Here is a 23,321-nt window from a genome sequence, read left to right as displayed (position 1 = left end):
AGACCATGCCGGTAGCCCACTTTCATCTTCCCTCCGGAGCGGCGACACCCGATCAGGAGCGCCGGCTGCTGACCGAGGCTGCGGTCGTGTACTCGCGGGTCCTCGACTCGCCGATTGAGCGGGTGCGGACCTTTCTGGTGCACTATGACCCCGCTCACCTCACGGTGGCCGGGGAGCTCGTCGCCGAGAGCGGTGTGGTTGCGCCGTATTTCACCGCAATCGTGCTGGCCGGACGATCTGTGAAGCAACGTCAGCAATTGCTCGCTGCATTCACCGACCTCATCGTGGACGTCCTCGACGTCGACCGCGCCGGCGTACGCGGACAGATCATCGAGGTCGATCCGGACAACTGGGGGATCGCGGGCCGTCCGGCGTTGGGTGCGCGTGCATCGGAGATCGCGGCCCGCGCAGGCACTCCCTGACCCTCGTGCGTCGAGTGGGCGCTGTTTCACGTCGAGTGGGCGCCACTCTGCGTCGAGTGTGCGCCCTTTCCTTTCGAGCGTGCGCCACTCAGCGTCGACTGTGCATCCGATCCGGTCAGCAGACAGTTGGGTCTGCAACGCAGGTCGCGTGTTCACCGTGTGATCGGTGATGGCCACTGCGAATATCACCACCCGGGGTACGGCGTCACTCCCGAGGGTGTCGCGGTCACGACCGCATCGGGCGGGAAAGCGCCGAGCGGAATCGTCGCTGTGCCGGGTACGAGGGGTCGGACGCACACGCCGGACGGATTGTCCGGCGGTGACAGGTCGATCCGCCACGCGACGTCGTGCGGTGGTGTCGACAAGGCGGCGACGCGCCCGCCGGAGTCCGTGGCCGTTTTCCGATCGTCAAGGCGTGCCGGAGCATCCAGGCGATCTCGGATGAGGTTGCGCACCACCGGATCGATGAGAAGTTGAACGTGCGCAATGGGATCGAGCAAAGTCCGGTGTCGGGGACCGGAGGCTGCGAGATATCCTCGGTCGGTCCGATGTGCCGGCAGCCCCGAGGTACCGGCGCGATACATTGCGCTCCCCGCGTCGCTCAACGAACGGGCGACGACGAGCTGCCAGAACGCTCGCGCGATCGCGGAGCGTTGTGCCCGAGCATCGTTTCCGTATCCACCGCCCAACGCGATGATCTCGCCATCGTCGACCGCGGCCAGGGTCACCACGCCGCCGAGGCGGGCGGGCAGCACCTGCAGGGTCACCGGCCCTGGCGCCGGGCCCAGAAGATCACTCACCTCGGGATGCATCGCGGACGCCGTCTCGATCACCTCGGGCTGTTCGGCGGCCCACCACCGCCACAAGGCATCCTCGACGGCGAGCGCGGCCCACGCATCGTCTACCGCGGCAGCGTGGGTGAGGCCGGCACCCAGCCCGGATAGGAAGGGTGGATGATCCTCGGGCTCAGCAGGTTTGGTATCCCATCCCCGAGCAAACGCGAGGGTGTACGGCACCCATCCACAGCGCTTCTGCGGTGGCCGGTCACTCTCGGTAACGCGATATCGGGTCGCCGCCACCCAGGTTCGTCGGACGTCGGCTCCCGGTGTGGTGACGGGGCAGCCCGGTTCGGCGACCAGCGCCGGATCGATCAATCCCAGATCGGCGACGTTCAGCGCGGGCGAATGTTCCTCGGACAACTCGGTCATCCGTCCGACCCGGCGAGGCAGCCGGGAATGGTCGGCCGACCACCAATGACGCACCGCCGCGAGGCGAAGACGATCCGCGTCATCGGACTCATCGAGATCGACCACCACGGCCTGCGCGTCGACACCATCATGGCGGGGCAGCGATATCTGGTGGTGCCGGAATGCCTCAGGGATATCGGCGGAATGGCGGATCCGGATGGCGTGCAACATCTCAGGCATGGGGCATGGGGAAGTAGTTGAGATCTGTCTCGGCGAGCGGGCGCTCGCGCCAGCCGAGCTGAACAGGTACGTCCATGACTCGTGCCCGACCGAGAAACGGGAAGGCGGCAGGAGCATTCCCGACCGTGCCCGGGGCGAGCACACGAACCACCCGCATGCCGGTACTGCCGATGTCGTCGGTGGTGATGTCGACGACGATCGGGTCGATACCGTTGGCGTGCAACGTGTCACCGTACTGCGATGCCGATCGGGAGGGCAGTTCGGCGATGTCGGAGATCGCGATCCGGGCGGCCGGTTCCAGCAGATGCGCCATACGTTCACCGGCCCGCGGATCCAGGTAGACCTGCTGCTGCACCATGAGGTCGTCGCAGTCGTGCATGTCGGGGCGGAAGTCATCCAGGTATGCGCGATCGGCTCGCCACGGTTTGAAGGCTCGGCCGTTGAGCTCGCCGTCGGCCATCACCTTCCAGTGCAGGCCGTTGGCACGCAACAGATCGCGTGATCCCTCCTGCAGGGTGAAGGCCTCGGTGAGTGCTTTGAGTGCGGCGTCGCCGAACCGCGGTCGCGCCGAGAAGCCCACGTTGACCAACGAGTGGGCATCGTCGTGCACCACCGAGGCCGCCACGGGTACGCCGAACTCGTTGTCGAGACGGATCACATGGTGACGCAGTCCGTCTGCAAGTATGGGTAACTCGACACCGGCGACAGCGGGCAGGGGTAAGGCGTTGAGCCACCAGATCATGGTGGCGTGACGCTCGATGATCTCCTCGAGTGCACTCGCGACGGCGAAGTCCTCATCGGGTCCGGCCGCGATCCCGGCGAAGGCGCAGAAGTTGGTCGGTGGGGCGGCCGCGAACCCGGCCGAGTACCAATTGACATAGACCAGCGACGCGGGAACGAGGATCTCCGAGCGATCGCCGAGCCTCCGCCCGGGAACCCAGTGGATCCGCAGATCACGGGTCAGAGGGACGAAAGGAAAACCCGGAGAACGATATTGGGTATCGCTGTAGAGTACGAGTTCGGCCGGATCAAGCGTCGGAACACCCCGGCGTACGAGTTCGTGATAGGAGCCCCAGGTGACCGGCAGGGTATCGAGGATGTTGCCGCAGTATCGTTCGGCCGACTCTCCCAACGCCGCCAACTCAGCGGAGCGTGGGTCGTCGAAAGCCGAACCCTGACAGAGGATGTTGTTGGCCCACGGAGTGACTGCACGGATGTCGCCGACGTCGGCCTGTCGGGTGGCGAGGGCGGCCGGAACGCTCGCGTCGTGGGTGACGGTGCGGACCCTTACGATCACACCGGTTCGGTCGTCGACGAGGTCGTCGATGGTATGGGGGCGGTGTGTGGTGCGCCGGGACGGCATCGGGAGTACCGGGTGTCTGCGGTGGTCGACGTCTCCGGTTGGGTCGATCCAGAGTTCGTGGACGACATCACCGGCCCCTGCGCGGGCTGCTGACGGTGATGTGGTGGCGATGATGTCCAGTGCGGCGTCGAGAAGCGTTGTGAGCGAACGTGGACGAGGACCGTGATCGCCGGTGATGGCCGGTGTCCGCAGGACACGAGGACCCGTGGGTCGCGTGCTGCCGCGAGTCGGCGCGCCGCCGCATCCTCATACGAGGCGCCGAGTCCCGGCGTGACCACGGGACCCACCCACAGGCGTCCGCGGGTGATCTCCACCGGGAGCCAGGTGACCCGCATGTCGTGGCACATCCGGTCGATGTCGATCAGATCCGACTCTCGTGAGCCCTGAACAACCACCACCAGAGGTGATCTGGTGGTGAACGCCTGATTCACCACAGCGCGCGCCCCGGTCCATTCGACGGGAATGAGGCGGTCGTCAGGATGAGTGAGCGTGACCATCGCATCGACGGCCTCACCATCGCCGCTGATGAGTGCATCGATACCCCGTCGCCGGATGTCTTGTGGCGCAACCGACCGCACGGTACTCGCGCCTTCGACGGAACGATCTCCGATCAACGCACGCAGCGGATGCGCGGCGCGCGTGAGGTCCGCACTCACCAACTCGTCGCGTCCGGCCTGCCAGGCGGCGATCAGCATCGTCACGGTTGCGGCCGGCAGCCCGATGATGTGGTGCGCCTCGCCGCGGCTGATCACGCATGACCGGTCGTCGAGGGATCGTATCTCCACGCCGACGACCGGGCGGAGTGTCTCGGTGACGAGGGGAACCGGTGTGGAGATGGCGGTAACGGACTCGGAGGTAATGGACTCGGAGGCGGCGGACATGGAGTTCTCCAGGGAAGTGTCGTGCAGGACAACAGGTGTGGCGACCGACGGGGAGGGACGCGGCCCCGGTGGTTACCGGGGCCGCGTCACCGCTGGCCCGGGATCACTCCCAGGAGAAGGCGGTTGCCACGTGGCCGTGATGGTTGGAGTTCGGTGCAAGCACCGCCTCCTCGGCACGCGCCTCTTCGACAGCGACGATCGTGATCTCCGACATGTTTCACCTCCTCTCAGTGTGTGCGTGATGAATCGGTTGGGGGACAACGAGAGTGCGACTCACGAGGGCGTCGCACCGTCATCGTCGGATGATCCGTGCAGCTCGCGATAGTGCGGTGAGCTGACGATGAGATCGTCGTGACGACCGGTCGCGACGATGGTTCCGGCCGCGAGTACGGCGACTCGATCGCACGCCGCCATGACAGAGGCGCGGTGGGTCACGACGATGGTCGTGCGGTTGCGCCGTGCGGCGGCGAGAGCGGACAGGAACTCGGCCTCGGTGTTCGGGTCCAGCCCCGCGGTCGGCTCGTCGAGGATGAGCACATCGGGGGATCTCAGCAGGCCACGTGCGAGGCCGAGTCGCTGCCGCTCGCCACCGGAGAGATCGGCACCCCGCTCGGAGAGGACGGTGTCGAGTCCTCTCGGAAGCCGTCGAATCCGTTCCGCCAGTCGGGCGTTGGTTAGGGCCTCCCAGATGCGTACGTCGTCGGCCGCGGGCAGCAGCAGATTCTCACGCACACTCGCATGGAAGATGTGGGTGTGCTGACCCACGAGGACGACGTGCTCGCGGGTCCGTTCCGGCGACAGCCGGGCCACGTCCACATCGCCGATGGAGAATCGACCGGATTCCTCGGCGATGAGTCGTGTGAGCGCCAGTGCGATGGTGGATTTGCCTGCGCCACTGGCTCCGACGATGGCCACCAGTTCGCCGTCGTCGACGTCCAGATCGAGGTCGCGCACGGCGGGTTCGGTGGTGCCGGGGTAGCGAACCGTCAGTGCGTCCGACCGCACCTCGGCCGAGGTGATGGCCGGTTCGGGTTCGTCGGGACTCGTCTGTGGACGAACTCCGGGGGTGGTGATGAGTTCATCCACTCGCGCGGCGGCGGCAGAGGTCTCGCCGAGTTTGCCGACGGCGCCGCTGATGGCGACGGCCGGTGAGACGCCGGCGGCGGCGAGGGTCACGATCACCGGAACCATGGTGGGGGCCAATGTCCCCGAGCTGACCGCTTGAACGGACAGACCGAGAGCCGTCAGCACAATCCCGACGGTGGATGCTTCGATCAATCCCTGTTCGATGCCACCGCGCACGGCCAATGCCCGTCGTGCCCGCTGGATCCGGCGGGTGCCGTCGGCGGCCCGGGCGGCCACGATGTCCAGACGTCCCAGCAGGACCGCCTCCCGTGCGCCGGTGCGTGCCGACAGGGCATCGGCGGACATGGTGGAGATCGCTGTGCGCAGGACCGTGCCCTGACGAACAGCCCAGGGCAGCAGGGTGATCGGGATGGCGACGATGATGATCTGGGCGAGCGGAAGGAGAAGGCCGGCCGGACCGAGCCAGATGACCGCACCGATCGACACCGTGACCGAGGCGATGGCACCGGCGACCACCTGTGCGGCGGTGTGGGCGTAAAACCATTCGAGACTCTCGGCGTCGGTCATCGCAGCCGAGACGGTGTCCCCGGACTTGCGGCCGGCGAGGCCGAGGGGAGCCAAACGTGCGAGCGCGCGGTCCCTGTCTGTCAGGGTGAGTTGAGACCAACGCTTCGTAGCAACCCTCGTTTTGGCAGGGCGAGATCAGGATGAGTATCGATGTCTGTGTCAACCATTACGGCCACCTCCGATAATGGGGTGATGAGCGGTAGCAATGACCAACCGTCGCGTGCAAACGGGTCGCGGCGCCGTAACTTCACCGCCGAGGACAAGCTGCGCTACCTCGCAGCGTATGAGAAGGCGTGCGAGACCGGCGAGGGCGGCGCGTATTTGCGGCGTGAAGGCTTGTACTCCTCGTCTATCAGTGAGTGGCGCCGACTGCGTGATGCCGGCGTCCTCGATGCCGATGACGCGGCCCGGTCACGGACGCCACGCTCAGGGTTGACCGCCGAGCAGGCCGAGATCGCCAAGTTGAAAAAAGAACTCGCCCAGGCCAACTCAAAATTGGAGACCACCCAGACCGCACTGGACATCATGGGAAAAGCGCACGCGCTCTTGGAGCAGATCTCCAAGAGCGCGGATTCCGATCCCAACCACGGCAAGCGTTGATGTACGCGTTCGAGGAGCTGACCGCGGCCGGCACCACGCAGCGGTGCGCGGCCCGGTTGACGGGCATGTCGCGGGCCACCATGGCGCGGCGCCGCACCACCGAGTCTGCTGCCGATGAGTCCGTGGCCGGTCGTGGCCGAGTGGAGCCGGTGAACAAGCTCGGTACTGCTGAACGCGCAGAAGTGTTGGCGGTGCTCAACAGTGACCGGTTCATTGATGCCACCCCCACCCAGGTGTATGCGACGCTCCTGGCCGAGGGCCGCTATCTGTGTTCGATCTCCACGATGTATCGCATCCTGGGCGAGAACACGCAGGTCAAAGAACGGCGCCGGCTGGCCACGCATCGTTCACCGGCGATCCCGGAGCTGGTGGCCGCCGCACCGCGGCAGGTGTACACCTGGGACATCACTAAACTCGCCGGCCCGCAGCGGGGCGTCTATTACGACGCGTACGTGATGATCGACATCTACTCCCGCTACATCGTCGGGGTACACGTTCACACCCGCGAGTCCGGGCCGCTGGCGGTGGAGATGATGCGTGAGGTGTTCGGGGTGCACGGCATCCCGCACGTGGTGCACGCCGATCGCGGTACGTCGATGACCTCGAAGACAGTGACCGAGTTGCTCGCGGATTTGAACGTCACCAAATCTCACTCCCGCCCGCACGTATCGAATGACAATCCGTACAGCGAATCCTGGTTCAAAACAATGAAATACGCGCCGGCGTTCCCGGCCAGGTTCGGGTCGATCCAACACGCACGAGAGTTTCTAGCGGCGTTTGAGGATTGGTACAACCACGACCACCACCACAGCGGTATCGGTCTGCACACACCCGCCGATGTGCACTACGGCCACGCGCCCACTGTCGCCGCGCAACGCTCACGCACTCTGGCCGCTGCCCGCCGGATTCACCCCGAACGATTCGGCCGCACCGACCCCGCACCCAAGATCCTCGACATGCCCGGCGCGGCGTGGATCAACAAACCCGAACACGACGACCACCAGCCACCCAAACCGGCAGCAGCCTAACCCACGCTGGACTCAAACCCCTTGACAAGTTCCGGGTGGATGCGCAGTCGAATGGTGTCGATGACGCGGTAGGCCAGCACATGCGCGAACCATTGCTCGGTCCACGACGCGAGACCGATACCGATGACCGTGGCGATGAGCCCGATCAACAGCATGGGCGCCGCTCCGGTGTCGGCGACCAGCGCCGCCGCCGCCGCCACCGACAGAACGGAGGACAGGATGCCCAGAATCAGGACGGTCCAGACAACGGCCACGACGCCGATGAACAACCGCCACTGACCGCGCAGGTGGGACGAGAGGGCGAGGATGGGGGCGATCACGGCCGCGCGTGAGGCCGGACCGGCGTCGCTGCGAGCGTGGACCGCCGAGGTGGGAGGTGCTGCCGCGGTCGGTTCAGTCATGCGGGTGCCTGTTCGGTGACGCCTCGGCCAAGTCCTGGTGAGCTGCTTCTGCATCGTGGACGTGGTCGTCGACGATTCGTCCGTCTCGCACCTGGATCAGGTGATCGGCCTGATGCGCCACGTCGAGACGATGGGTGATGGCGAGGATCGGGAGCCCCGGGTGATGGGAACGCAGATTGGTGAGCACCCCGTGCTCGCTTGCCGGGTCGAGGGCGGAGGTGGCCTCGTCGAGAATGAGCAGTCGGCGTCCCTGGGCCAGGCCGCGAGCGATCGCCACTCGCTGACGTTGGCCTCCGGAGATCAGTGCACCGTCCTCGCCGACGGGCGTGTCCAGTGTGAATTCTCCTCCGGCATCACCGATCCCGACGATGTGGGCGGCGTCGATCACCTGCCGGGGGTCGGCGCCGGGCGGCAATCCCATCGCGATGTTCTCGGCGACGGTCCCGGCGAAGAGTAGGCAGTCCTGTGCGACGAGGCTGACTCGTTCCAGGAGCTCATCGGGCGTACATTGATTGCCCCACAGGGCAACCGAACCCGCCTCCGGTACCAACAGTCCGGAGATCACGGCGGCCAAGGTCGATTTGCCCGATCCGGTGGCGCCGACGATGGCGGTGAGACCGGGCCGCACGATGAGGGAGGCATCGACAATGCTCGGCTCGGCTGCCCGGGGATATCTCGCGGTCACGCCGACCAGCCGCAGCGGATCGGCCTCGTCCGGTGCTGGGGCGCCAATAGCCTCTCCGACAACGGGATTGCCGCCGGTGGCATCGAGGTCCAGGGGAGTTGCGGCGCCCCGACGGTGGCGGGCCTCCTCGTCCAGCAGGTCCAGGATCCGTGGACCCGAGAATGTGCCCAGATAGCCCGCATGCCACATCGACGCGAGGTCGCGGAACGGACGAACCAGTTCCACCGACAGCAGCACCAAGGCGAACACGTCGAAGGCGGTCAGGTGATCGTGCCGGAGTGCGACCACCACCAGGACGGCCGCCGGGATGGCGGCCAGCGCGAATCCGGACAGACCCGATTCGACCAAGGAGAGCCGAAGCTGACGCAGGGTACGTTGCAGCAGTGTGCGCGATGCCTGCGCCAACTGCTGTTCACGACGCCGATCGGCACCGAAGGTCACCAGGGTGGTCATTCCCTGCATCGAGTCGACGAACTCGGCGTGCAGTTCTTGGTAGGCGTCCCAGTGATCCGAACCGCGTGCGGCGAGAGCGCGGTCCCACAGCCGGGGAAGGAACGGCAGAACGATGGTCACGCACACCGCCACCAGACCGGTGACGGGATCGATGGTGACCATCGTGATGCCGGCCGCGAGCACCACGACGATCGTCACACCGATCTGAGGGACGTAGCCGGAGAGGTAGGCGTCGAGGTTCTCCACGCCGTCGACCGCCACGGCATGGTCACGTCCACTCCGCCCGCCTGCCGGGTCGAGTGCACTGCGTCGGACGAAGGCGCGCAACGCGCGTGAGCGGATGTCTGCCTTGATCGCACTCATCGACGAGTGCGCGACCAACTGGCGGGCGAGCACCAGCAGAGGTCGTGAAACAAGCACGGCGGCAAGGGCTATGGCGACCGGGATCATGGTGGTGCCCGACCATCCTCGCGACCCGATCACGTCGGCGAAGATCTGCGAGGTGAGCAGCGCCTGCGCCATCCAGGTCGCGGATATCGACAGGCCGATCACCACCAGGCAGAGCAGTCTGCTGCGGCGATCATCCCACAGCCTGAGGAGGCGAATGTGCTCCACGTCAGCGCCCAGTAATGCACATGGTTATCATTACCGAGTGACCGTACGAGCCAGACGCCCATCAGTCAACATCGGGGAGCTCGACCCGATCCCGCGGCGGCGTCGTCCCGGTGTCGTGCTCGCCGTGTTGGCCGTGGCCACCCCGGTGGTGGCGGTGCTGATGGTGGGGGTCGGCCAGCTCTACGTCACTCCCGGTGAGGTGGTCGGCGTGGTGATCGCCGGGCCGGCGGCGGGCGGTGGCCGATCCATCGTGGACACGGTCATCTGGGAGCTACGACTCCCGCGTGTCCTGACCGGCCTGTGCGTCGGTGCGGTTCTCGCCGCAACCGGATGCGCACTGCAGGCAATCGTCCGTAACGATCTCGCCGATCCCTACCTCCTCGGTGTGTCCTCGGGTGCGTCGTTGGGAGCGGCGGTGGTCATCGCCACCGGGCTCGGCGCTGCTCTGGGCGTTGTCAGCGCCACCGTCGGTGCCTTCTTCGGGGCGATCGCATCGCTGGTGATGGTGGTGCTGCTTCTCGGCGGCGGGCGTGCCCTGAGTGGCTCGCGGTTGGTTCTTGCCGGGCTCACCGTCGGCTACTTCATGGCGGCGGTGACGAATCTGGTTGTGGTGCTGTCGGATAACCGTGACGCCGTCCGCGCGGTGATGTTCTGGATGCTGGGTTCACTGGGCCGGTCGTCCTGGGATGAGCTGCCGGTTCTCGCCGGTAGCAGTGTTGTCGCACTGTCGATCATGATCCTGTGGGCGCGGCGGCTCGACGCCATCGGTCTCGGCGACGACGTCGCGCGCAGTCTGGGGGTCGACGCATATCGCCTACGACTACAGGTGACGATCCTGTCCGCGTTGGCCATCGCCGCGGCGGTGGCGGTCAGCGGGGCCATCGGCTTCGTGGGACTCGTCGTTCCGCATCTGGCACGGCAGTTGGTGGGTGCCGGGCATCGGGTGCTGATCCCGACGAGCGCGCTGATCGGCGCCCTCGTTCTCGTCGCCGCCGACGCCCTCGCACGAACCGTGCTCTCTCCCAGGGAAGTACCGCTGGGAATCCTCACCGCACTGCTCGGTACCCCGCTTCTGATGTACATGCTGCACCGGCGTCAACGCTTCGAGTCACGATGATCGTGGGTCGTAGCGGCGGCGAGTTTCCCATTGTCCCAAGAGAAAAGGAAGTTGTTGTGTCACGTTCGCCCCTGCCCGTCGCCCGGCTGTGTGCTGCCGCCGGGGTCGGGCTCTTGTTCTCCGGTCTCGTCGCGTGTTCCGCGGACCCGTCCGAATCGTCATCCTCGGCGGCTCAGGGATACCCGGTCACGGTGAAGGACTGCGGCACCGACGTCACGGTGAGCGAGGCTCTGGAGCATGTCCTGACCGTCGGAACCGCAGCGGTGGAAATCCTCGATGCCGCTGGAGCCTCCGGTCATATCGTTGCTCGTACCGGAGAGTTCGGTGCCCCACTGCCGACCACGCTCACCCAACCGCCGGCGGAATCGCTCATCGTCGATCCCTCCGATCCGACCACCGAGAACATCCTCACCTCCGGAGCCGACGCCGTGTACGGCTACGGTCTGTTCAACGCCGACCCGGCCAAGATCCGCGACTCCGGGATCACGGTGCTGACCGTGCAGGGCGAGTGCGGGCACGACGCCGAGACGGATGCAGCGCCGGCCGTGGATCTCGGCACGATCACCGCCGATGTCCGGCGCGTCGGCACCGTCTTCGGTACCTCCGCCACCGCCGATCAGGCGGCCGATGCTCTCGACGCCCGAGTGGCAGCGGCCCGCCGTGACTCCATCGGACAGTCGGCCGCATGGGTGTACTACTTCTCGTCCGAGGACCCGCTCTCGTCCTATGGCGGTGCGGGGCTACCGAATTCGGTACTCACCACGGCCGGACTGAGCAACGCCTACGCGGACCAGGCCGACACCTATGCGCAGATCTCCACCGAGAGCCTCATTCAGCGTCAGCCGCAGTGGATTGTGCTCAACTACGGCGGATACGGCGAGACCGAGGACGAGGCTCGTGCCAAGTTTCTCGCCGAACCCGGTGTTCGGGCACTCGACGCTGTCCGCGCCGGACGGATTGTGATGGTGCCGGCCAGCTCGTCGAATCCGTCGCCCTCGGCCGTGGCCGGTCTCGAACAGGTGGTGGCGGACACCGGCTCGCAGGACAGTTCTCGGTGACTGCCCGGGCGGGCGGGTCCGGCGGTGGAAGCGCCGCGTCCAGCGCCGCAGCGGTGGAAGCGATCGGCGTCGTGGTGGAACATCGGGGAAAGGCGGCCGTACGCGACGTGTGCGTGCGGGTCGACGAGGGCGAGACGGTTGCCCTCGTCGGCCCCAACGGGTCTGGCAAGACCAGCGTGCTGCGTGTGCTGGCGGGAATCGCGAAGCCCACCCGCGGCCGGTGCCGCATCCGGGGTCGCGACATCGGTGACCACTCTGATTCCGAACGCGCCCGGATCATCGCCTCCGTCGGGCAGGACGAGCACACGGAACTGCCCTTCACGGCTCGAGATGTGTTGCTGCTGGGCCGTTCCGTGGGTATGCCGGACTGGCGGCCCTACCGTGACACCGACCACGTGGCGACCGAGGACCTGGCGCGCACGTGGAAACTGACCGGGCTGCTCCACCGCCCCCTCACCGAGATGTCCGGCGGCGAACGCCGCCGGGTGCTGCTGGCACGAGCATTCGCTCAGCGCGCCGGGATCGTGATCCTGGACGAGCCGACCAATCATCTCGACCTGCGCCACCAACACGAGATCCTGGCGCGTGTTGCCGATTCGTCGATCACCGCCGTGCTCGCCCTCCATGATCTGAATCTCGCTGCCGCCTACTGCGATCGGGTGGTGATGATGGATCGGGGTGAGGTCGTCGCCGACGGCCGGGAGATGTGCTCACCGCCGAATGCGTGACGCGGGTGTACGGTGTCGCCGCCCGGCGCGACGACGTCGATGGCCGGGTGCGGTTGTTGATCGGCCGGTGAGCAGGCACGAAGTACCTCTGCCACTCTGTGGCTGGTGCCGGGCTTCATCCCGTTGGTCGAGCCGGGCCCCCGCCCGTTGGTCGAGCCGGGCCCCCGCCCGTCGGTCGAGCCGGGCGAAGCGAAGCTGAGTCCGAGTCGAGACCTCGTAACGCGGAGCTGGAACCTCCACCCGACCGATCGCGGACTGCACCTGTGGATAGAGAAACTCGCTGACTCCGACCATGCGGCAATATCCAACGCATGCCGGGATACATGTACATCCTCGAATGCTCGGACGACAGCTACTACGTCGGCAGCACGCGCAACATCGAACATCGCTTCGCCCAGCATAATTCGGGCAAGGGCGCGGAGTACACGAGGCGTCGCCTTCCGGTGCGGTTGGTGTACCTTGCCGAGTTCGAGACCGTCGCCGAGGCCTACGGCTGGGAAAAGCGAGTGCAGAAATGGTCACGTGCGAAGCGTAAGGCGTTGATCGATGGCCGCTACGACTTGCTGCCGGGATTGTCGCGCCGTCGTTCTGCTCGACGGTTGAAAGGCGAGTAGGTGCCAGCTTCGTGTTGCGGGGTCTCGACTCGGGCTCCGCTAGCGCTTCGCCCGGCTCGACCGGCGGTGTGGGGCCAGCGCGACCTGCGGCGTGGGCCGGCTCGACCGACAGGTTGAGGTCCGGCACCAGCCAGGACGCGGAGTCAGTTCCAGCACCGTGTTGCGGGGTCTCGACTCGGGCTCCGCTAGCGCTTCGCCCGGCTCGACCGGCGGCGGGGGGCTGGCTCGACCGGCGGTGTGGGGCTGGCTCGACCGGCGGTGTGGGGCTGGCTCGACCGGCGGCGTGGGGCCGGCTCGACCGGCGGCGTGGGGTCGGCTCGACCGGCGGCGTGGGGTCGGCTCGACCGGCGGCGTGGGGTCGGCTCGACCGGCGGCGTGGGGCCGGCCCTCAGCCCTCGAAGTACCGGTACACACCCTCGAGGACGACGGCGGGCCGGTCGCTGTTCTCCAGTTCGATGATGCCGTCGACGGTGATCTGCACCCCGCCCTTGGGAAGGTGATCGACCTGCTTGAGGGTGGCCTGCAGGCGCACCCGAGCGCCGGCGGGGACGGGATTGGTGAAGCGAACCTTGTTGAGGCCGTAGTTGACTGCCATGGTGACGCTGTCGATGGTGAGCACCTCCGCCCACATCGGGATGAACAGCGACAGAGTGAGGTAGCCGTGGGCGATCGGGCCGCCGAAGGGGCTCTCGGCTGCGGCACGTTCGGGGTCGATGTGAATCCACTGGTGATCGTCGGTGGCGTCGGCGAAGGTGTTGATGCGTTCCTGCTCGACGGGCAGCCAGGAGCTGACGCCGATCACGGTGCCGACGAGGTCGTCGAGTTCGGCGAGGGTGCCCAGGTGGGTGGTGGTGGGTGTTGCGGTGGTCATCGGATACTCCTGTGGGACTGGGGGAAGGTGTCAGTGCTTGATGCCGAGAACGGTCATCGCGTTCTCCTTGAAGATCAGCGGCAGAACCTCCGGCTTCATGTCGAGGTTCTCGAAGTCCTTGCGCCACCGGTCGACCCCGATCACCGGGAAGTCGGAACCGAACAGGACCTTGTGGCGCAGCATCGAATTGGCTGCGCGCACCAACTGTGTCGGGAAGTACTTCGGTGACCATCCGGACAGATCGATGTACACATTCGCCTTGTGGGTGGCGATCGAGATCTGCTGATCGACCCACGGCACCGCAGGGTGAGCCATCACGATGGTCAGGTCGGGGAAGTCGGCCGCGACGTCGTCGAGCAACATCGGATCCGAGTAACGCAGCTTGATGCCGTGTCCGCCGGGCAGTCCCGCGCCGATGCCGGTCTGACCGGTGTGGAACAACGCCGGCACAGCGGCTTCGACGATCGCCTCGTACAGCGGATAGAACTGCCGGTCGTTGGGTTCGAAACCCTGCATGCTCGGATGGAACTTGAAGCCGCGCACACCGAACTCGTCGACCAGCCGATGGACTCGTTTGATCGCGGCCTTGCCCTGCAATGGGTCGACGGAGCCGAACGGGATGAGCACGTCGTTGAATTGTGCTGCCTTCTCCGCGATTTCCTCCACACTGTTGGGCACATGCCCACTGGCGGAGGTGGCGTCGACGGTGAAGACGACCGCCGCGATGTTGCGTTCCCGGTAGAGCGCCGCCATCGTCTCGATGGTGGGGGTGCGTTCCTCGCCGGACTTGAAGTACTTCGCCGACGCCGCCATCAACTCGTCGTCGACGGAATGGTGACCGCAGCCGTCGATCTCGACGTGGGTGTGGATGTCGATCGCATCGATCGCATCGAAGTCGATCCCGTACTCGTAACGCGTGCCGGTCATTTCGTGGCCGCCAGAACCTCGGCGGGGAACTCTTCGCCCACGGTCTCGAGATGATTCGCGAAGGTGCCGGGCCACACCGCGGCGACGTCGTCGGCGCTGAATCCGCCATCATGGTAAGACGTTTCGGTGAGCTCTGGATGTGACCAGAGAGCCAACCGGTCGCCGCCGATGGAGATGGCCTGACCGGTGATGTCGGCCGCCGCATCGGAGGCGAGGAAGGCGATGACACCCGCGACGTCCTCGGGGGTACCCATGCCGACCTCGCGACGGATGACGTCGGGAAGCGAACCGGTCTCCTCGGCCTCGTCGATGAACGGCTTGAACACGGGGATGGTCTTGGTCATCGCGGTCACCGCGACGGGACAGACGGCGTTGGCGGTGATCCCGGCCCTCTTCAGCTCCATCGCCCAGGTGCGGACCATGCCGACGATGCCGGCCTTCGCGGCCGCGTAGTTGGTCTGCCCGAAGTTGCCGCGCTGCCCGGCGGGGGAGCCGATGCAGATGACCCGACCGCCCTCGCCCTGGTCGCGGAAACGGTTCACCGCCTCCCGGACACACGTGAAGGTGCCCTTGAGGTGCACGTTGATCACCGCGTCGAAGTCGTCGTCGGTCATCTTCCACAGCACCTTGTCGCGCAGGATGCCGGCGTTGGTGACCATGATGTCGAGGCGGCCGAACTGCTCCACGGCGGTCGTCACGAGCTGCCGGGCGGTCTCGGTGCCGCCGACGGGCGCGACCACGGCGACTGCGCGTCCGCCGTCGGCGGTGATGGCGGAGACAGCCGATGCGGCGGTGTCGGCGGAGACGTCGTTGACGACGACCGCGGCGCCGCGTCGGGCGAGTTCGCGGGCGTAGGCGAGGCCGAGTCCCTGTCCGCTGCCGGTGACGACGGCGACTTTTCCGGTGAGATCCATGTGATGCCTCCTCAGGCGTCGGAACCAGTAATTGAATTGAAGCGTCAATCGTTTAAAAAGTCAATGATTGCGCGGTGATAGGGTGCCTCCAGGAGGAGGGCCGATGACATCACCACGACGACTCGACGACGACCTCGGGTTTCTGGTCGCCCGCGCGAACGCGGTACTGACCAAGGCGACCAATCGTGTCCTCGCTCCGCTCGGCCTGAAGGTGCGGGCCTACAGCGTTCTCGCCGCGGTCTGCGACCAGCCCGAGGGCATCGCCCAGCGACGGCTGGCCAACGACGTCGGGCTTGATCCGAGCCAGATCGTGGCCCTCGTCGACGAACTCGAGGGCCGCGAGCTGGTACAGCGCACGACCGACCCGACCGACCGGCGCAACAAGCTCATCGTCGCCACCGATGCCGGGGTGGCGCTGTGTGTGCAGGCGCGTGAGCGCGGTGCGGATGTGGTGGCCGAGCACCTTGGCGACGTCCACCCGGACACGCTCGAGACGGTCCGAATGGTGCTGCGTCGCATCACCTTCGACGAGAGTGTCGCCCGTCGCTGACGCGCTCACGCATGCGCGACATCCGGGCTGGCGTACCTGGCCCGTAGGCGATCCTTGCGGATCTTCCCGGTGGCGTTGCGGGGGATCTCGTCGAGCAGCACCATCGACTTGGGAATCTTGTAGCGAGCCAGTCGCTCGATCAGGTAGGCCTCGAGCTGCTCATAGGTGAGCGTGTACCCGTCCTCCAGGGTGATTGCGGCACAACCGACCTCGCCCCACCTCTCGTGCGGAACCCCGAATACCCCGCAGGCCGCGACGCCGGGCATTGACAGGATGACTGCCTCGATCTCGGCCGGATAGATGTTCTCCCCGCCCGAGATGATCATGTCCTTGAGTCGGTCGACGATCGTGATGAATCCCTCGTCGTCGCGGATGCCGACATCACCGGAACGGAACCACCCGTCCTCGGTGAAGGCCGCGGCCGTCGCGTCGGGGCGGTTCCAGTAGCCGGCCATCACATTGGGGCCGTGGATCTGGATCTCGCCGCGCTCGTCGACGGCGGTCTCGTCGCCGTTCGCATCGACGACCCGCACATCGGTGAAAAAGTGTGGAAGCCCGGCACTTCCGAGCTTGCGAGCGGTGTTCGACGGCGTCAGGACGAGTGCCCCCGGACCTGTCTCGGTGAGTCCGTACGCCTGGCACAGGGCGACGCCCCGTGCGGTGTAGGTGTTCAGGGTGCGTGGCGGCACGGGTGCGGCGGCCACGATCCAGCGACGGATGGAGCCCAACTCGGCGGCGGCGAAGCCCGGATGTGCGCTCATCGCATCGAGCATGGTCGGCACGCCGAAGCCATAGGTGACCTTGCGTTCGGCGATCACCCGCAGCACCCGACCGGGTTCGAATCCCTCCTCGATCACCACAGTGCCACCCTTGAGGACTGTCGGCAGGGAGATGAAATTCAGTGCGGCAGTGTGGAAGAGGGGTGCGACCACCAGGGAGACCTCGTCGTTGCGCAGATCGAGATCGATGATCGGGTTCATCGCCGCGAAGGTCACCGAACCATGTGTGAGGACCACACCCTTGGGCTTCCCGGTCGTTCCCGAGGTGTACATGATGAAGCACGGATCCTCGTGGGCGACGGCACGGTCGATGCGCGCGACACTCGCAGCGGAGATCGCCGACTCGTAACCGATCGCGCCGCCATCGGGTTCGCCGTCGACCACCATCCGGGTGTCGGTTCCAGACTCCCTCGACGCGGGGATCGCGATGTCGGCGAGTGCGGCGGAGTGGATGAGCACGCGGACGCCGGAGTCGGTGAGCGCGTAGGACACCTCGGGAGTCGTCAGGCGCGCGTTGAGGGGTACGAGGATCGCGCCGAGCAGCCCGGTTGCGAACAACGCCTCGAGGTAGGACGGATGGTTGGCCGACAGCAGTGCGACACGGTCACCTCGTCGGACCCCGAGGTCTTCCAACGCATGGGCGAGGCGGGTGATCCGCTCGTCGAGGTCGGCGTAGCTGGTCTCCCGATCACGGAAGACGATGGCGACGCTGTCCGGTGACTGCCGTGCCGTCCGCTGTGGCCATGTGCCCACGCCCTGGTTGTGCATCGTTTCCCTCTCGAAGACCGAGTGTTGCGTACATCACCATAAAAGACAATGATTGATAATGTCAATGGTTACTCGGTGGAAGGGTACTGTCTGACTCATCGGGGCGTGTCGATCAGGGCGTTCCGAGCGTGATCAGGTGGTCTTCCATCGTGCGACGCGCTCGGCGTGCTCCGGCGACAGATGTGCCAGCGGCTGCATCGCCGCGGCCATGCCGAGTACGGATTCCATTGGGCTGGTGCGTGATTCCTGGAGCAGCCGCTTGGCCATCCGCAAGGCCTCGGGCGGATTCTTGGTGATGCGGGCGGCGAGGGCGCGCGCCTCCTCGAGCAGCGCGTCGTGGCCCACGACCCGACTGACCATGCCCCAGTCGGCGGCCGTCGCGGCGTCGACCCGATCGCCGGTGAAGGTCATCTCGGCGGCACGCTCGTAGCCGATCGCCCGCGGCAGGAACCAGGTGCCACCGTCGCCGGGGATGAGGCCGACCTGCACGAAACTCTCGGCGAAGGAGGCGCGTTCGGACGCTATCCGGATGTCGCACATCATCGCCAGGTCGCATCCGGCGCCGACCGCAGCCCCGTTGACGGCGGCGATGATCGGCACTTCCAGGCGTGCCAACGCTCGCGGCAGGCGTTGGATACCGGCGACGTAGGCGCGACGCTGCTCACGCTCGTCCACACCGAACATCCCGGTCCGATCGGCCATCTCCTTCACGTTGCCGCCGGCGGAGAAAATCTTGCCCGCCCCGGTCAGGATGATGGCGCGGACGTCCAGGTCGGCGTTGGCGGCGTCCACGGCCGACTCGAAGGCCTCGACGAACTCGATGTCGGTGATCGCGTTGCCCACCTCGGGCTTGTCGATCGTCCAGGTCGCGATCGCGTCAGAGATCTCGATGTTCAGTTGGGGTCCCATGACTGGGTGCCTTTCTCTCGGTGGAAATACCACATGCACACGACGATCACATGCACACGGCAAGGGCTCCCGGCTCAGCCGGTGATCAAGGGCCACAGGCCCGCACGGCCGGCTCGCAGGGCGTGATCGGTGACCACCCGATCCCAGAAGCGGGGTGAACCGAACTCCGACCGCCAGGCCATGGCGGGTAACGAGTACCTGTGCAGCGGATGCTCTGCGGTGGTGCCGATGGCGCCGTGCACCTGATGCGCATTGCGGACGACCACCGAGACGGCCTGACTCACACACGAACGGGACACGGCGACAAGGAACTCCGATCGGGGATCGGTCCAGGCGTCGTCCGCCGCGACCCTCAGCGCTGCCTCGGTGGCCGCCCGCGCGGCCGATACCTGGATCGCGATGTCCGCGACGAGGTGCGCAACGGCCTGAAACCGTGCCAGCGGACGACCGAACTGGCTTCGCGTCGAGACGTGGTCGATGGACAACTCGAGGATGCGTTCGGTGGCGGCGCAGATCTGCACCGACCGGGCGAGCGCGCCGCGGAGCCGGAACGTCTGAAGCAGGCCGTCGTCGACGACGGCACCGGAGAGGGTGCCGAGGTCGACCTGCACGGTGTCGCGGGGCTCGCCGGCGACGTTGCGGCCGGGGGTGATCCGTGCCGATTCGGTGGGAATGTCGGCCGCCCGCAGCCCGTCGGCGGACTGCCAGATGACAACGATGCGTTGCGCCTCGCCTGCCCATCCGACACCGTGGGCCACGCCGCATGCGTCGACGACGCACGCTGTCCGACGGTGCGCCCCGACGTCGAGTCCGGCCGTTTCCAACACCCACCCGGCGAGCAGGTCGTGCTCAACCAGCGGTACCGAAACAGCATGCCGCGCTGCGCTTCTCAACAGTTCTGCGGCCTCGGCCCAGCCTGCGCCGCTGCCACCGGAGTCGTCGCTCCCGGTCAGCCGTGCCAGACCGAGTTCATCGAGTCGACGCCACAACGCACTGTCCCAGCCCACGTCGGCGGTGGCACCGCGCCGCTGCGCGTGGTCGGCGAACACCGCCGACATCATCTCGGCCAGGGCGGCGTCGACGGTTCCCGGGGCGGTCATCGCAGGCCCAGGCCGCGTGCGATGACGCCCCGCAGGATTTCGTTGGTGCCACCGCGCAACGTGAACCCCGGGCGCTGGGCAACGGCCGCGTCGATGAGTGCGTGGAGGTGATCGGGCGGGTCATCGTCGCCGGTCGACACATCGGCGAAGTCGGCGATGTCGCCCTCGGTGGTGGTGCCGAGAACCTTCACCACGGCAGCCGCGGTGTCGGCGGGTTCACCGCGAGTGAGTGCATCGGCCACGGCACTCGACATCAGATGCAGCGCGGTCACTCGCGCGACGTACCGACCGACCTCGGCGTCGGCGGGTAACTCGCCGGTGCCCATGGCGTCGGTGCATTCGGACAGGAGTGGGAACGTCGACAGGAATCGTTCGGGGCCACTGCGTTCGAAGGCCAACTCGGAGGTCACCTGTGTCCAGCCCGCGCCGATCGTCCCGAACACCATCGCGTCGGGAATGATCACGGAGTCGAGGTGGACCTCGTTGAAGTGGTGCGCGCCGGTCATCGACCGGATGGGGCGGATCTCGACGCCGTCGGCGCGCAGATCGACGATGAACTGCGACAGGCCCGCATGCCGGTCGGCCGGGTCGACAGGTGCGGTGCGGGCCAGGCAGATGAACGCATCGGCACGGTGCGCTCCCGACGTCCAGACCTTGGTCCCGGTCACCGACCATCCGCCGTCGACTCGGGTCGCCGATGTCCGGACACTCGCGAGGTCCGATCCGGAATCCGGTTCACTCATCCCGATCCCGAAGAAGCACTGTCCGGCCGCGATGCGTGGCAGGAAGTGTCGCTTCTGGTCCTCGGTACCGTACTTGAGCAACGACGGCACGATCTGTCGATCAGCGATCCAGTGCGCGGCGACCGGTGCACCCGCGGCCAGTAACTCCTCGGTCACGACAAAGCGTTCGAGATGTCCACGCCCGTGACCGCCGTAGGAGACGGGCACCGTCATCCCGAGCCATCCGCGTTCGGCCAGGCGCCGGGTGAAATCCTCATCCCAGCCGGTGAGCCAACTGTCCACACTCGTGGGAGCATCACCGGTTCGGTTGTGCGAGAGGAACTCCCGCACCTCCGAGCGCAATGACGTCAGGTCCGCGGAGTCGGCGGTGATCGGCGGAACGAGTCGTGGGGTGGCCATCGCGATCCACTCTGTCATACCTGGACCGGACGCTACAGCGATCCCGCCAACACCGATGTCGGTGTGACGTCGCCGAGTTGCAGATCGGCGCCGAGCGGCACGTCAGGCCGAGCCGCAGATCAGTGTTGGCACTGGGACTTCCAGCGATCCCGGGTGCCCACATGCGGTCGTGGTGCTGTCGCCGACACCGCCGCGCGCGAGGACGTCGCGCTCGCGAGGGTGCGGGGAATCGGGTGAGTGGTGGTGCGTCCGGTGCGATGCGGGGCGCGTGGCAAGGTTCTCGCCGCCGACGGGCGTGGTGCCGGCAATCGGCAGACGGTGGTGGCGGCCAGCATCGCCGCACCCCACGCGCTCACGAAGACGGGGTGGTCGGCCACCGAACCCGTGATGCCCATATGCCCCGACCAGCGGATGCACCGCGAGATGGCCAGGCGTTCGGAGACGACGGTGATGCTGCGGGTTCGCGACAACCGGCTGATCCCGACCGCCCGACGCAACGTACCGATCTGTTCGGGCGACCAGGATGCGGGATGGGCGATCGTCACCGCACCCACATGCCCGCCACCGGCGCGTTCGGCCTGCTCGATCGTCAGGGCCACGGTGGCGACCACCAGTTGATGGGCCGGGCGGTTCTGCCGGGCGGCGGTACGGATCGGTGTGACCTCGGTGAGGCGATCGAGATAGTGGCCGAAGAGATCGCCTGGATGGTCCGTCGTCCGCGGCAGTCGCGGTGTCGCGCCCGCGGGCCACCACAGTTGCGCGGGGCGGGTGGTCAGGTGCGGCGGCCGGGGGTTCGCCCCTGCGATGTCCGCGGCAGTGCCGGCGGCGACGACGAGGTGATCGTCGTGCAGTGCAATTCCCATGACCAGTCGCATGTACTCAGGATGCGAGCGACCGCTGGGCGCACACTGGCATCACGATGTCGGGTTCCTGGGAACGGCGTCCGCTGATCAGCCGAGAACGAGATCCTCCAGCGAGGTGTTTTTGGGTGTCCATCCGAGCGACCGCGCCTTCTCGCCGTCGGCCTGTTGATCGAGCAGCAGTGCCTCGGCGAACAGCCCGCCGAGGCGCCCGGCGGTGTCGTCGGCACCTTCGGGTACCAGTTCGGCCCCGGCGCTCTGCACGGTTGCGATGTCACGAACGGTGGGGTTGGTTCCGGATACCCCGAGGACGTGGCCCGCCGGAGAATCAAGCGCCAGCAGGGTGATGTAGAGCCGGGCCAGATCCTCGACGTGCACCAGGGTCCAGTGCTGGGTCCCGTCGCCGATCAGCCTCACCTCACGCTCGCCGGGTTGCGGACGAAGCAGGCCGGTGATGCCCTTGCCCTGGCCGACGACAACTGCCGGTGCCGGGAGGGACACCGCCACAGCCGAACTCAGTAGGCGTGACTCCACTGCGGGACGCCACGAGACCAGTGTCGGCGGGTCGAGGGGACTGGTTTCGGTGAGCGCGTCACCATTTCCGTGGATCCACACGCCGGAGGTGTGCAGGTACGGCTTGGCGGTGCCGGAGAAGGCGGCGATCACCGCGTCGGTGATTGCCCCGTCGAATGCGGCGCTGGTGGCATCGCCGGGCGCGGCGGTGTGGATGGCGGCGTCGGACGCCGACAGTTGTTCGGCGAGCCAGGTGGTGTCGGTGACGTCGCCGATGACCGGTTCGCCGCCGGCGGTCGCCACCACGTCGGACGACCGTTCGCTGCGGACCGGGGCGAGCACGTCGTGCCCGTCGGCGATCAGTTCGTTGAGGACCGCGGAGCCGATGTAGCCACTGGCGCCGGTGAGGAGAACCTTCATCGCATACCTCCGAGATTTGATGGGTGTCGTACTACGATCAACAACGTACTACGGTATTCGTCGTATTACCAGGGGTGGCGTAGTAGAGTACGGCGAAGCACCACGAACAGTGCCGGAAAGGGGAAGTGGGTGAGGGTTCTCGACCACCCGGACGCCGCCGACGTCACCATCGACGACGTGCTCCGTGCGCTGGCCGATCCGGTCCGCCGAAAGATCGTGCGGCAGTTGATGACCAACCGCGATGCACAGAGTTGCAGTTGCTTTGCGTTACCGGTGGGCAAGTCCACCCAGACCCATCACTTCCGGGTGCTGAGGGAAGCCGGGATCATCAGCCAGGAGTACCAGGGCACCTCGATCATGAGTAGCCTGCGACGCGACGTGATCGACGAGCGGATACCCGGACTTCTGGACGCGATTCTCGCGGCGGAGGACTGAACGGTCGTCCCCGTGCCGTCGATCTAGGATGACGGCTGTGTCGTCACCCCCGCCGACTCCTCCCGCCCGCCTTCGCCGAGAACTCGGC

General features: G+C 66.7%; 23 protein-coding genes. 8 read left to right on the top strand and 15 right to left on the bottom strand.

Going from position 1 to position 23,321, the window contains the following annotated elements; translation table 11 throughout:
• Nucleotides 1-5 precede the first annotated feature (5 nt).
• The gene (locus ABLE94_RS21885) at nt 6-422 is read left to right on the top strand and encodes a tautomerase family protein (RefSeq protein ID WP_348809845.1); all 417 of its coding nucleotides are present in this window, start codon (nt 6-8) and stop codon (nt 420-422) included.
• A 185-nt stretch (nt 423-607) separates the two neighbouring features.
• Here ABLE94_RS21885 and ABLE94_RS21880 read toward each other — a convergent pair whose 3' ends face one another.
• The 4 genes from ABLE94_RS21880 to ABLE94_RS21865 form a co-directional block, all read right to left on the bottom strand.
• Nucleotides 608-1,849 (bottom strand): hypothetical protein, encoded by a 1,242-nt coding sequence (locus tag ABLE94_RS21880; protein WP_348809844.1) that lies wholly within the window; start codon nt 1,847-1,849, stop codon nt 608-610.
• Nucleotides 1,842-3,146 carry a YcaO-like family protein gene (locus ABLE94_RS21875; RefSeq protein ID WP_348809843.1) on the bottom strand — a complete coding sequence of 435 codons (1,305 nt, stop codon included), beginning with the start codon at nt 3,144-3,146 and terminating at the stop codon, nt 1,842-1,844. The genes ABLE94_RS21880 and ABLE94_RS21875 overlap by 8 nt, the downstream gene beginning before the upstream one ends.
• Nucleotides 3,143-4,093: a hypothetical protein gene (locus ABLE94_RS21870; RefSeq protein ID WP_348809842.1), complete on the bottom strand. Its 951-nt coding sequence runs from the start codon at nt 4,091-4,093 to the stop codon at nt 3,143-3,145. Before ABLE94_RS21870 ends, ABLE94_RS21875 begins: the two co-directional genes overlap by 4 nt.
• A 273-nt stretch (nt 4,094-4,366) precedes the next feature.
• The gene (locus tag ABLE94_RS21865) at nt 4,367-5,746 is read right to left on the bottom strand and encodes an amino acid ABC transporter ATP-binding/permease protein (RefSeq protein WP_348809841.1); all 1,380 of its coding nucleotides are present in this window, start codon (nt 5,744-5,746) and stop codon (nt 4,367-4,369) included.
• A gap of 192 nt (nt 5,747-5,938) precedes the next feature.
• On the opposite strand from ABLE94_RS21865, the gene ABLE94_RS21860 reads away from it, so the two are divergent.
• Nucleotides 5,939-7,374, top strand: a protein-coding gene (locus ABLE94_RS21860) for an IS3 family transposase (RefSeq protein WP_348809840.1) whose coding sequence is annotated in 2 segments (ribosomal slippage) — nt 5,939-6,302 and nt 6,302-7,374 — 1,437 coding nt in all. Because the reading frame shifts where the segments join, the coding sequence is not laid out codon by codon here.
• On the opposite strand, the gene ABLE94_RS21855 is transcribed toward ABLE94_RS21860, so the two are convergent.
• Nucleotides 7,371-7,775, bottom strand: coding sequence for a hypothetical protein (locus tag ABLE94_RS21855; RefSeq protein ID WP_348809839.1), 405 nt, complete (start codon nt 7,773-7,775; stop codon nt 7,371-7,373). The two genes, ABLE94_RS21860 and ABLE94_RS21855, sit on opposite strands and share 4 nt — an antisense overlap.
• On the bottom strand, nt 7,768-9,528 hold the full coding sequence (locus ABLE94_RS21850; protein ID WP_348809838.1) for an ABC transporter ATP-binding protein/permease: 1,761 nt from the start codon (nt 9,526-9,528) through the stop codon (nt 7,768-7,770). Before ABLE94_RS21850 ends, ABLE94_RS21855 begins: the two co-directional genes overlap by 8 nt.
• Before the next feature lie 37 nt (nt 9,529-9,565).
• On the opposite strand from ABLE94_RS21850, the gene ABLE94_RS21845 reads away from it, so the two are divergent.
• From ABLE94_RS21845 to ABLE94_RS21830, 4 genes are all read left to right on the top strand, one after another.
• Entirely contained in the window at nt 9,566-10,645 is a 1,080-nt protein-coding gene (locus tag ABLE94_RS21845; RefSeq protein ID WP_348809837.1) for a FecCD family ABC transporter permease, read from the top strand.
• A gap of 56 nt (nt 10,646-10,701) precedes the next feature.
• The gene (locus tag ABLE94_RS21840) at nt 10,702-11,703 is read left to right on the top strand and encodes an ABC transporter substrate-binding protein (protein ID WP_348809836.1); all 1,002 of its coding nucleotides are present in this window, start codon (nt 10,702-10,704) and stop codon (nt 11,701-11,703) included.
• On the top strand, nt 11,700-12,431 hold the full coding sequence (locus ABLE94_RS21835; protein ID WP_348809835.1) for an ABC transporter ATP-binding protein: 732 nt from the start codon (nt 11,700-11,702) through the stop codon (nt 12,429-12,431). Before ABLE94_RS21840 ends, ABLE94_RS21835 begins: the two co-directional genes overlap by 4 nt.
• Before the next feature lie 311 nt (nt 12,432-12,742).
• The gene (locus ABLE94_RS21830) at nt 12,743-13,045 is read left to right on the top strand and encodes a GIY-YIG nuclease family protein (protein ID WP_348806007.1); all 303 of its coding nucleotides are present in this window, start codon (nt 12,743-12,745) and stop codon (nt 13,043-13,045) included.
• A 388-nt stretch (nt 13,046-13,433) separates the two neighbouring features.
• Here ABLE94_RS21830 and ABLE94_RS21825 read toward each other — a convergent pair whose 3' ends face one another.
• The 3 genes from ABLE94_RS21825 to ABLE94_RS21815 are packed head-to-tail and all read right to left on the bottom strand — an operon-like array spanning nt 13,434 to nt 15,757.
• Nucleotides 13,434-13,916, bottom strand: a complete 483-nt coding sequence (locus ABLE94_RS21825; RefSeq protein ID WP_348809834.1) for a MaoC family dehydratase — start codon at nt 13,914-13,916, stop codon at nt 13,434-13,436.
• 30 nt (nt 13,917-13,946) lie between these two features.
• Entirely contained in the window at nt 13,947-14,843 is an 897-nt protein-coding gene (gene couO, locus ABLE94_RS21820; RefSeq protein WP_348809833.1) for a 4-hydroxyphenyl-beta-ketoacyl-CoA hydrolase, read from the bottom strand.
• A complete protein-coding gene (locus tag ABLE94_RS21815) occupies nt 14,840-15,757 on the bottom strand; it encodes an SDR family oxidoreductase (RefSeq protein ID WP_348809832.1) in 918 nt (305 codons plus the stop codon). The genes couO and ABLE94_RS21815 overlap by 4 nt, the downstream gene beginning before the upstream one ends.
• Nucleotides 15,758-15,860: 103 nt before the next feature.
• Here ABLE94_RS21815 and ABLE94_RS21810 point away from each other — a divergent pair, with 103 nt between their 5' ends.
• Nucleotides 15,861-16,307, top strand: coding sequence for a MarR family winged helix-turn-helix transcriptional regulator (locus ABLE94_RS21810; RefSeq protein ID WP_348809831.1), 447 nt, complete (start codon nt 15,861-15,863; stop codon nt 16,305-16,307).
• Nucleotides 16,308-16,312: 5 nt separating this feature from the next.
• Here ABLE94_RS21810 and ABLE94_RS21805 read toward each other — a convergent pair whose 3' ends face one another.
• From ABLE94_RS21805 to ABLE94_RS21780, 6 genes are all read right to left on the bottom strand, one after another.
• The gene (locus ABLE94_RS21805) at nt 16,313-17,839 is read right to left on the bottom strand and encodes an acyl-CoA synthetase (protein WP_348809830.1); all 1,527 of its coding nucleotides are present in this window, start codon (nt 17,837-17,839) and stop codon (nt 16,313-16,315) included.
• A 147-nt stretch (nt 17,840-17,986) separates the two neighbouring features.
• Nucleotides 17,987-18,763 (bottom strand): crotonase/enoyl-CoA hydratase family protein, encoded by a 777-nt coding sequence (locus ABLE94_RS21800; RefSeq protein ID WP_348809829.1) that lies wholly within the window; start codon nt 18,761-18,763, stop codon nt 17,987-17,989.
• A gap of 74 nt (nt 18,764-18,837) precedes the next feature.
• A complete protein-coding gene (locus ABLE94_RS21795; RefSeq protein ID WP_348809828.1) occupies nt 18,838-19,863 on the bottom strand; it encodes an acyl-CoA dehydrogenase family protein in 1,026 nt (341 codons plus the stop codon).
• Complete coding sequence (locus ABLE94_RS21790) at nt 19,860-21,005, bottom strand: acyl-CoA dehydrogenase family protein (RefSeq protein WP_348809881.1); 1,146 nt, start codon at nt 21,003-21,005, stop codon at nt 19,860-19,862. Before ABLE94_RS21790 ends, ABLE94_RS21795 begins: the two co-directional genes overlap by 4 nt.
• A gap of 119 nt (nt 21,006-21,124) precedes the next feature.
• A complete protein-coding gene (locus ABLE94_RS21785) occupies nt 21,125-21,880 on the bottom strand; it encodes a hypothetical protein (RefSeq protein WP_348809827.1) in 756 nt (251 codons plus the stop codon).
• 75 nt (nt 21,881-21,955) lie between these two features.
• Nucleotides 21,956-22,798: an NAD-dependent epimerase/dehydratase family protein gene (locus tag ABLE94_RS21780; protein WP_348805998.1), complete on the bottom strand. Its 843-nt coding sequence runs from the start codon at nt 22,796-22,798 to the stop codon at nt 21,956-21,958.
• Between the two features lie 129 nt (nt 22,799-22,927).
• Between ABLE94_RS21780 and ABLE94_RS21775 the strand changes: the two genes are divergently transcribed.
• Nucleotides 22,928-23,233 carry an ArsR/SmtB family transcription factor gene (locus tag ABLE94_RS21775; protein ID WP_348805997.1) on the top strand — a complete coding sequence of 102 codons (306 nt, stop codon included), beginning with the start codon at nt 22,928-22,930 and terminating at the stop codon, nt 23,231-23,233.
• The last annotated feature ends 88 nt before the right edge of the window (nt 23,234-23,321 follow it).

Origin of the sequence: Gordonia sp. VNK1 (assembly GCF_040049135.1) — a bacterium.
GTDB classification, from domain to species: domain Bacteria; phylum Actinomycetota; class Actinomycetes; order Mycobacteriales; family Mycobacteriaceae; genus Gordonia; species Gordonia oleivorans.
Note: the sequence above shows the minus strand (reverse complement) of the source record. Positions and strands in the feature narration are given on the sequence as shown.

Excerpts from the sequence above, each read along its gene's own strand:
- ABLE94_RS21885 (WP_348809845.1), top strand. The coding sequence starts at position 6 with ATGCCGGTAGCCCACTTTCATCTTCCCTCCGGAGCGGCGACACCCGAT.
- ABLE94_RS21880 (WP_348809844.1), bottom strand. The coding sequence starts at position 1,849 with ATGCCTGAGATGTTGCACGCCATCCGGATCCGCCATTCCGCCGATATC.
- ABLE94_RS21870 (WP_348809842.1), bottom strand. The coding sequence starts at position 4,093 with ATGTCCGCCGCCTCCGAGTCCATTACCTCCGAGTCCGTTACCGCCATC.
- ABLE94_RS21865 (WP_348809841.1), bottom strand. The coding sequence starts at position 5,746 with ATGACCGACGCCGAGAGTCTCGAATGGTTTTACGCCCACACCGCCGCA.
- ABLE94_RS21855 (WP_348809839.1), bottom strand. The coding sequence starts at position 7,775 with ATGACTGAACCGACCGCGGCAGCACCTCCCACCTCGGCGGTCCACGCT.
- ABLE94_RS21830 (WP_348806007.1), top strand. The coding sequence starts at position 12,743 with ATGCCGGGATACATGTACATCCTCGAATGCTCGGACGACAGCTACTAC.
- ABLE94_RS21825 (WP_348809834.1), bottom strand. The coding sequence starts at position 13,916 with ATGACCACCGCAACACCCACCACCACCCACCTGGGCACCCTCGCCGAA.
- couO (WP_348809833.1), bottom strand. The coding sequence starts at position 14,843 with ATGACCGGCACGCGTTACGAGTACGGGATCGACTTCGATGCGATCGAT.
- ABLE94_RS21815 (WP_348809832.1), bottom strand. The coding sequence starts at position 15,757 with ATGGATCTCACCGGAAAAGTCGCCGTCGTCACCGGCAGCGGACAGGGA.
- ABLE94_RS21810 (WP_348809831.1), top strand. The coding sequence starts at position 15,861 with ATGACATCACCACGACGACTCGACGACGACCTCGGGTTTCTGGTCGCC.
- ABLE94_RS21800 (WP_348809829.1), bottom strand. The coding sequence starts at position 18,763 with ATGGGACCCCAACTGAACATCGAGATCTCTGACGCGATCGCGACCTGG.
- ABLE94_RS21795 (WP_348809828.1), bottom strand. The coding sequence starts at position 19,863 with ATGACCGCCCCGGGAACCGTCGACGCCGCCCTGGCCGAGATGATGTCG.
- ABLE94_RS21790 (WP_348809881.1), bottom strand. The coding sequence starts at position 21,005 with ATGGCCACCCCACGACTCGTTCCGCCGATCACCGCCGACTCCGCGGAC.
- ABLE94_RS21785 (WP_348809827.1), bottom strand. The coding sequence starts at position 21,880 with ATGCGACTGGTCATGGGAATTGCACTGCACGACGATCACCTCGTCGTC.
- ABLE94_RS21780 (WP_348805998.1), bottom strand. The coding sequence starts at position 22,798 with ATGAAGGTTCTCCTCACCGGCGCCAGTGGCTACATCGGCTCCGCGGTC.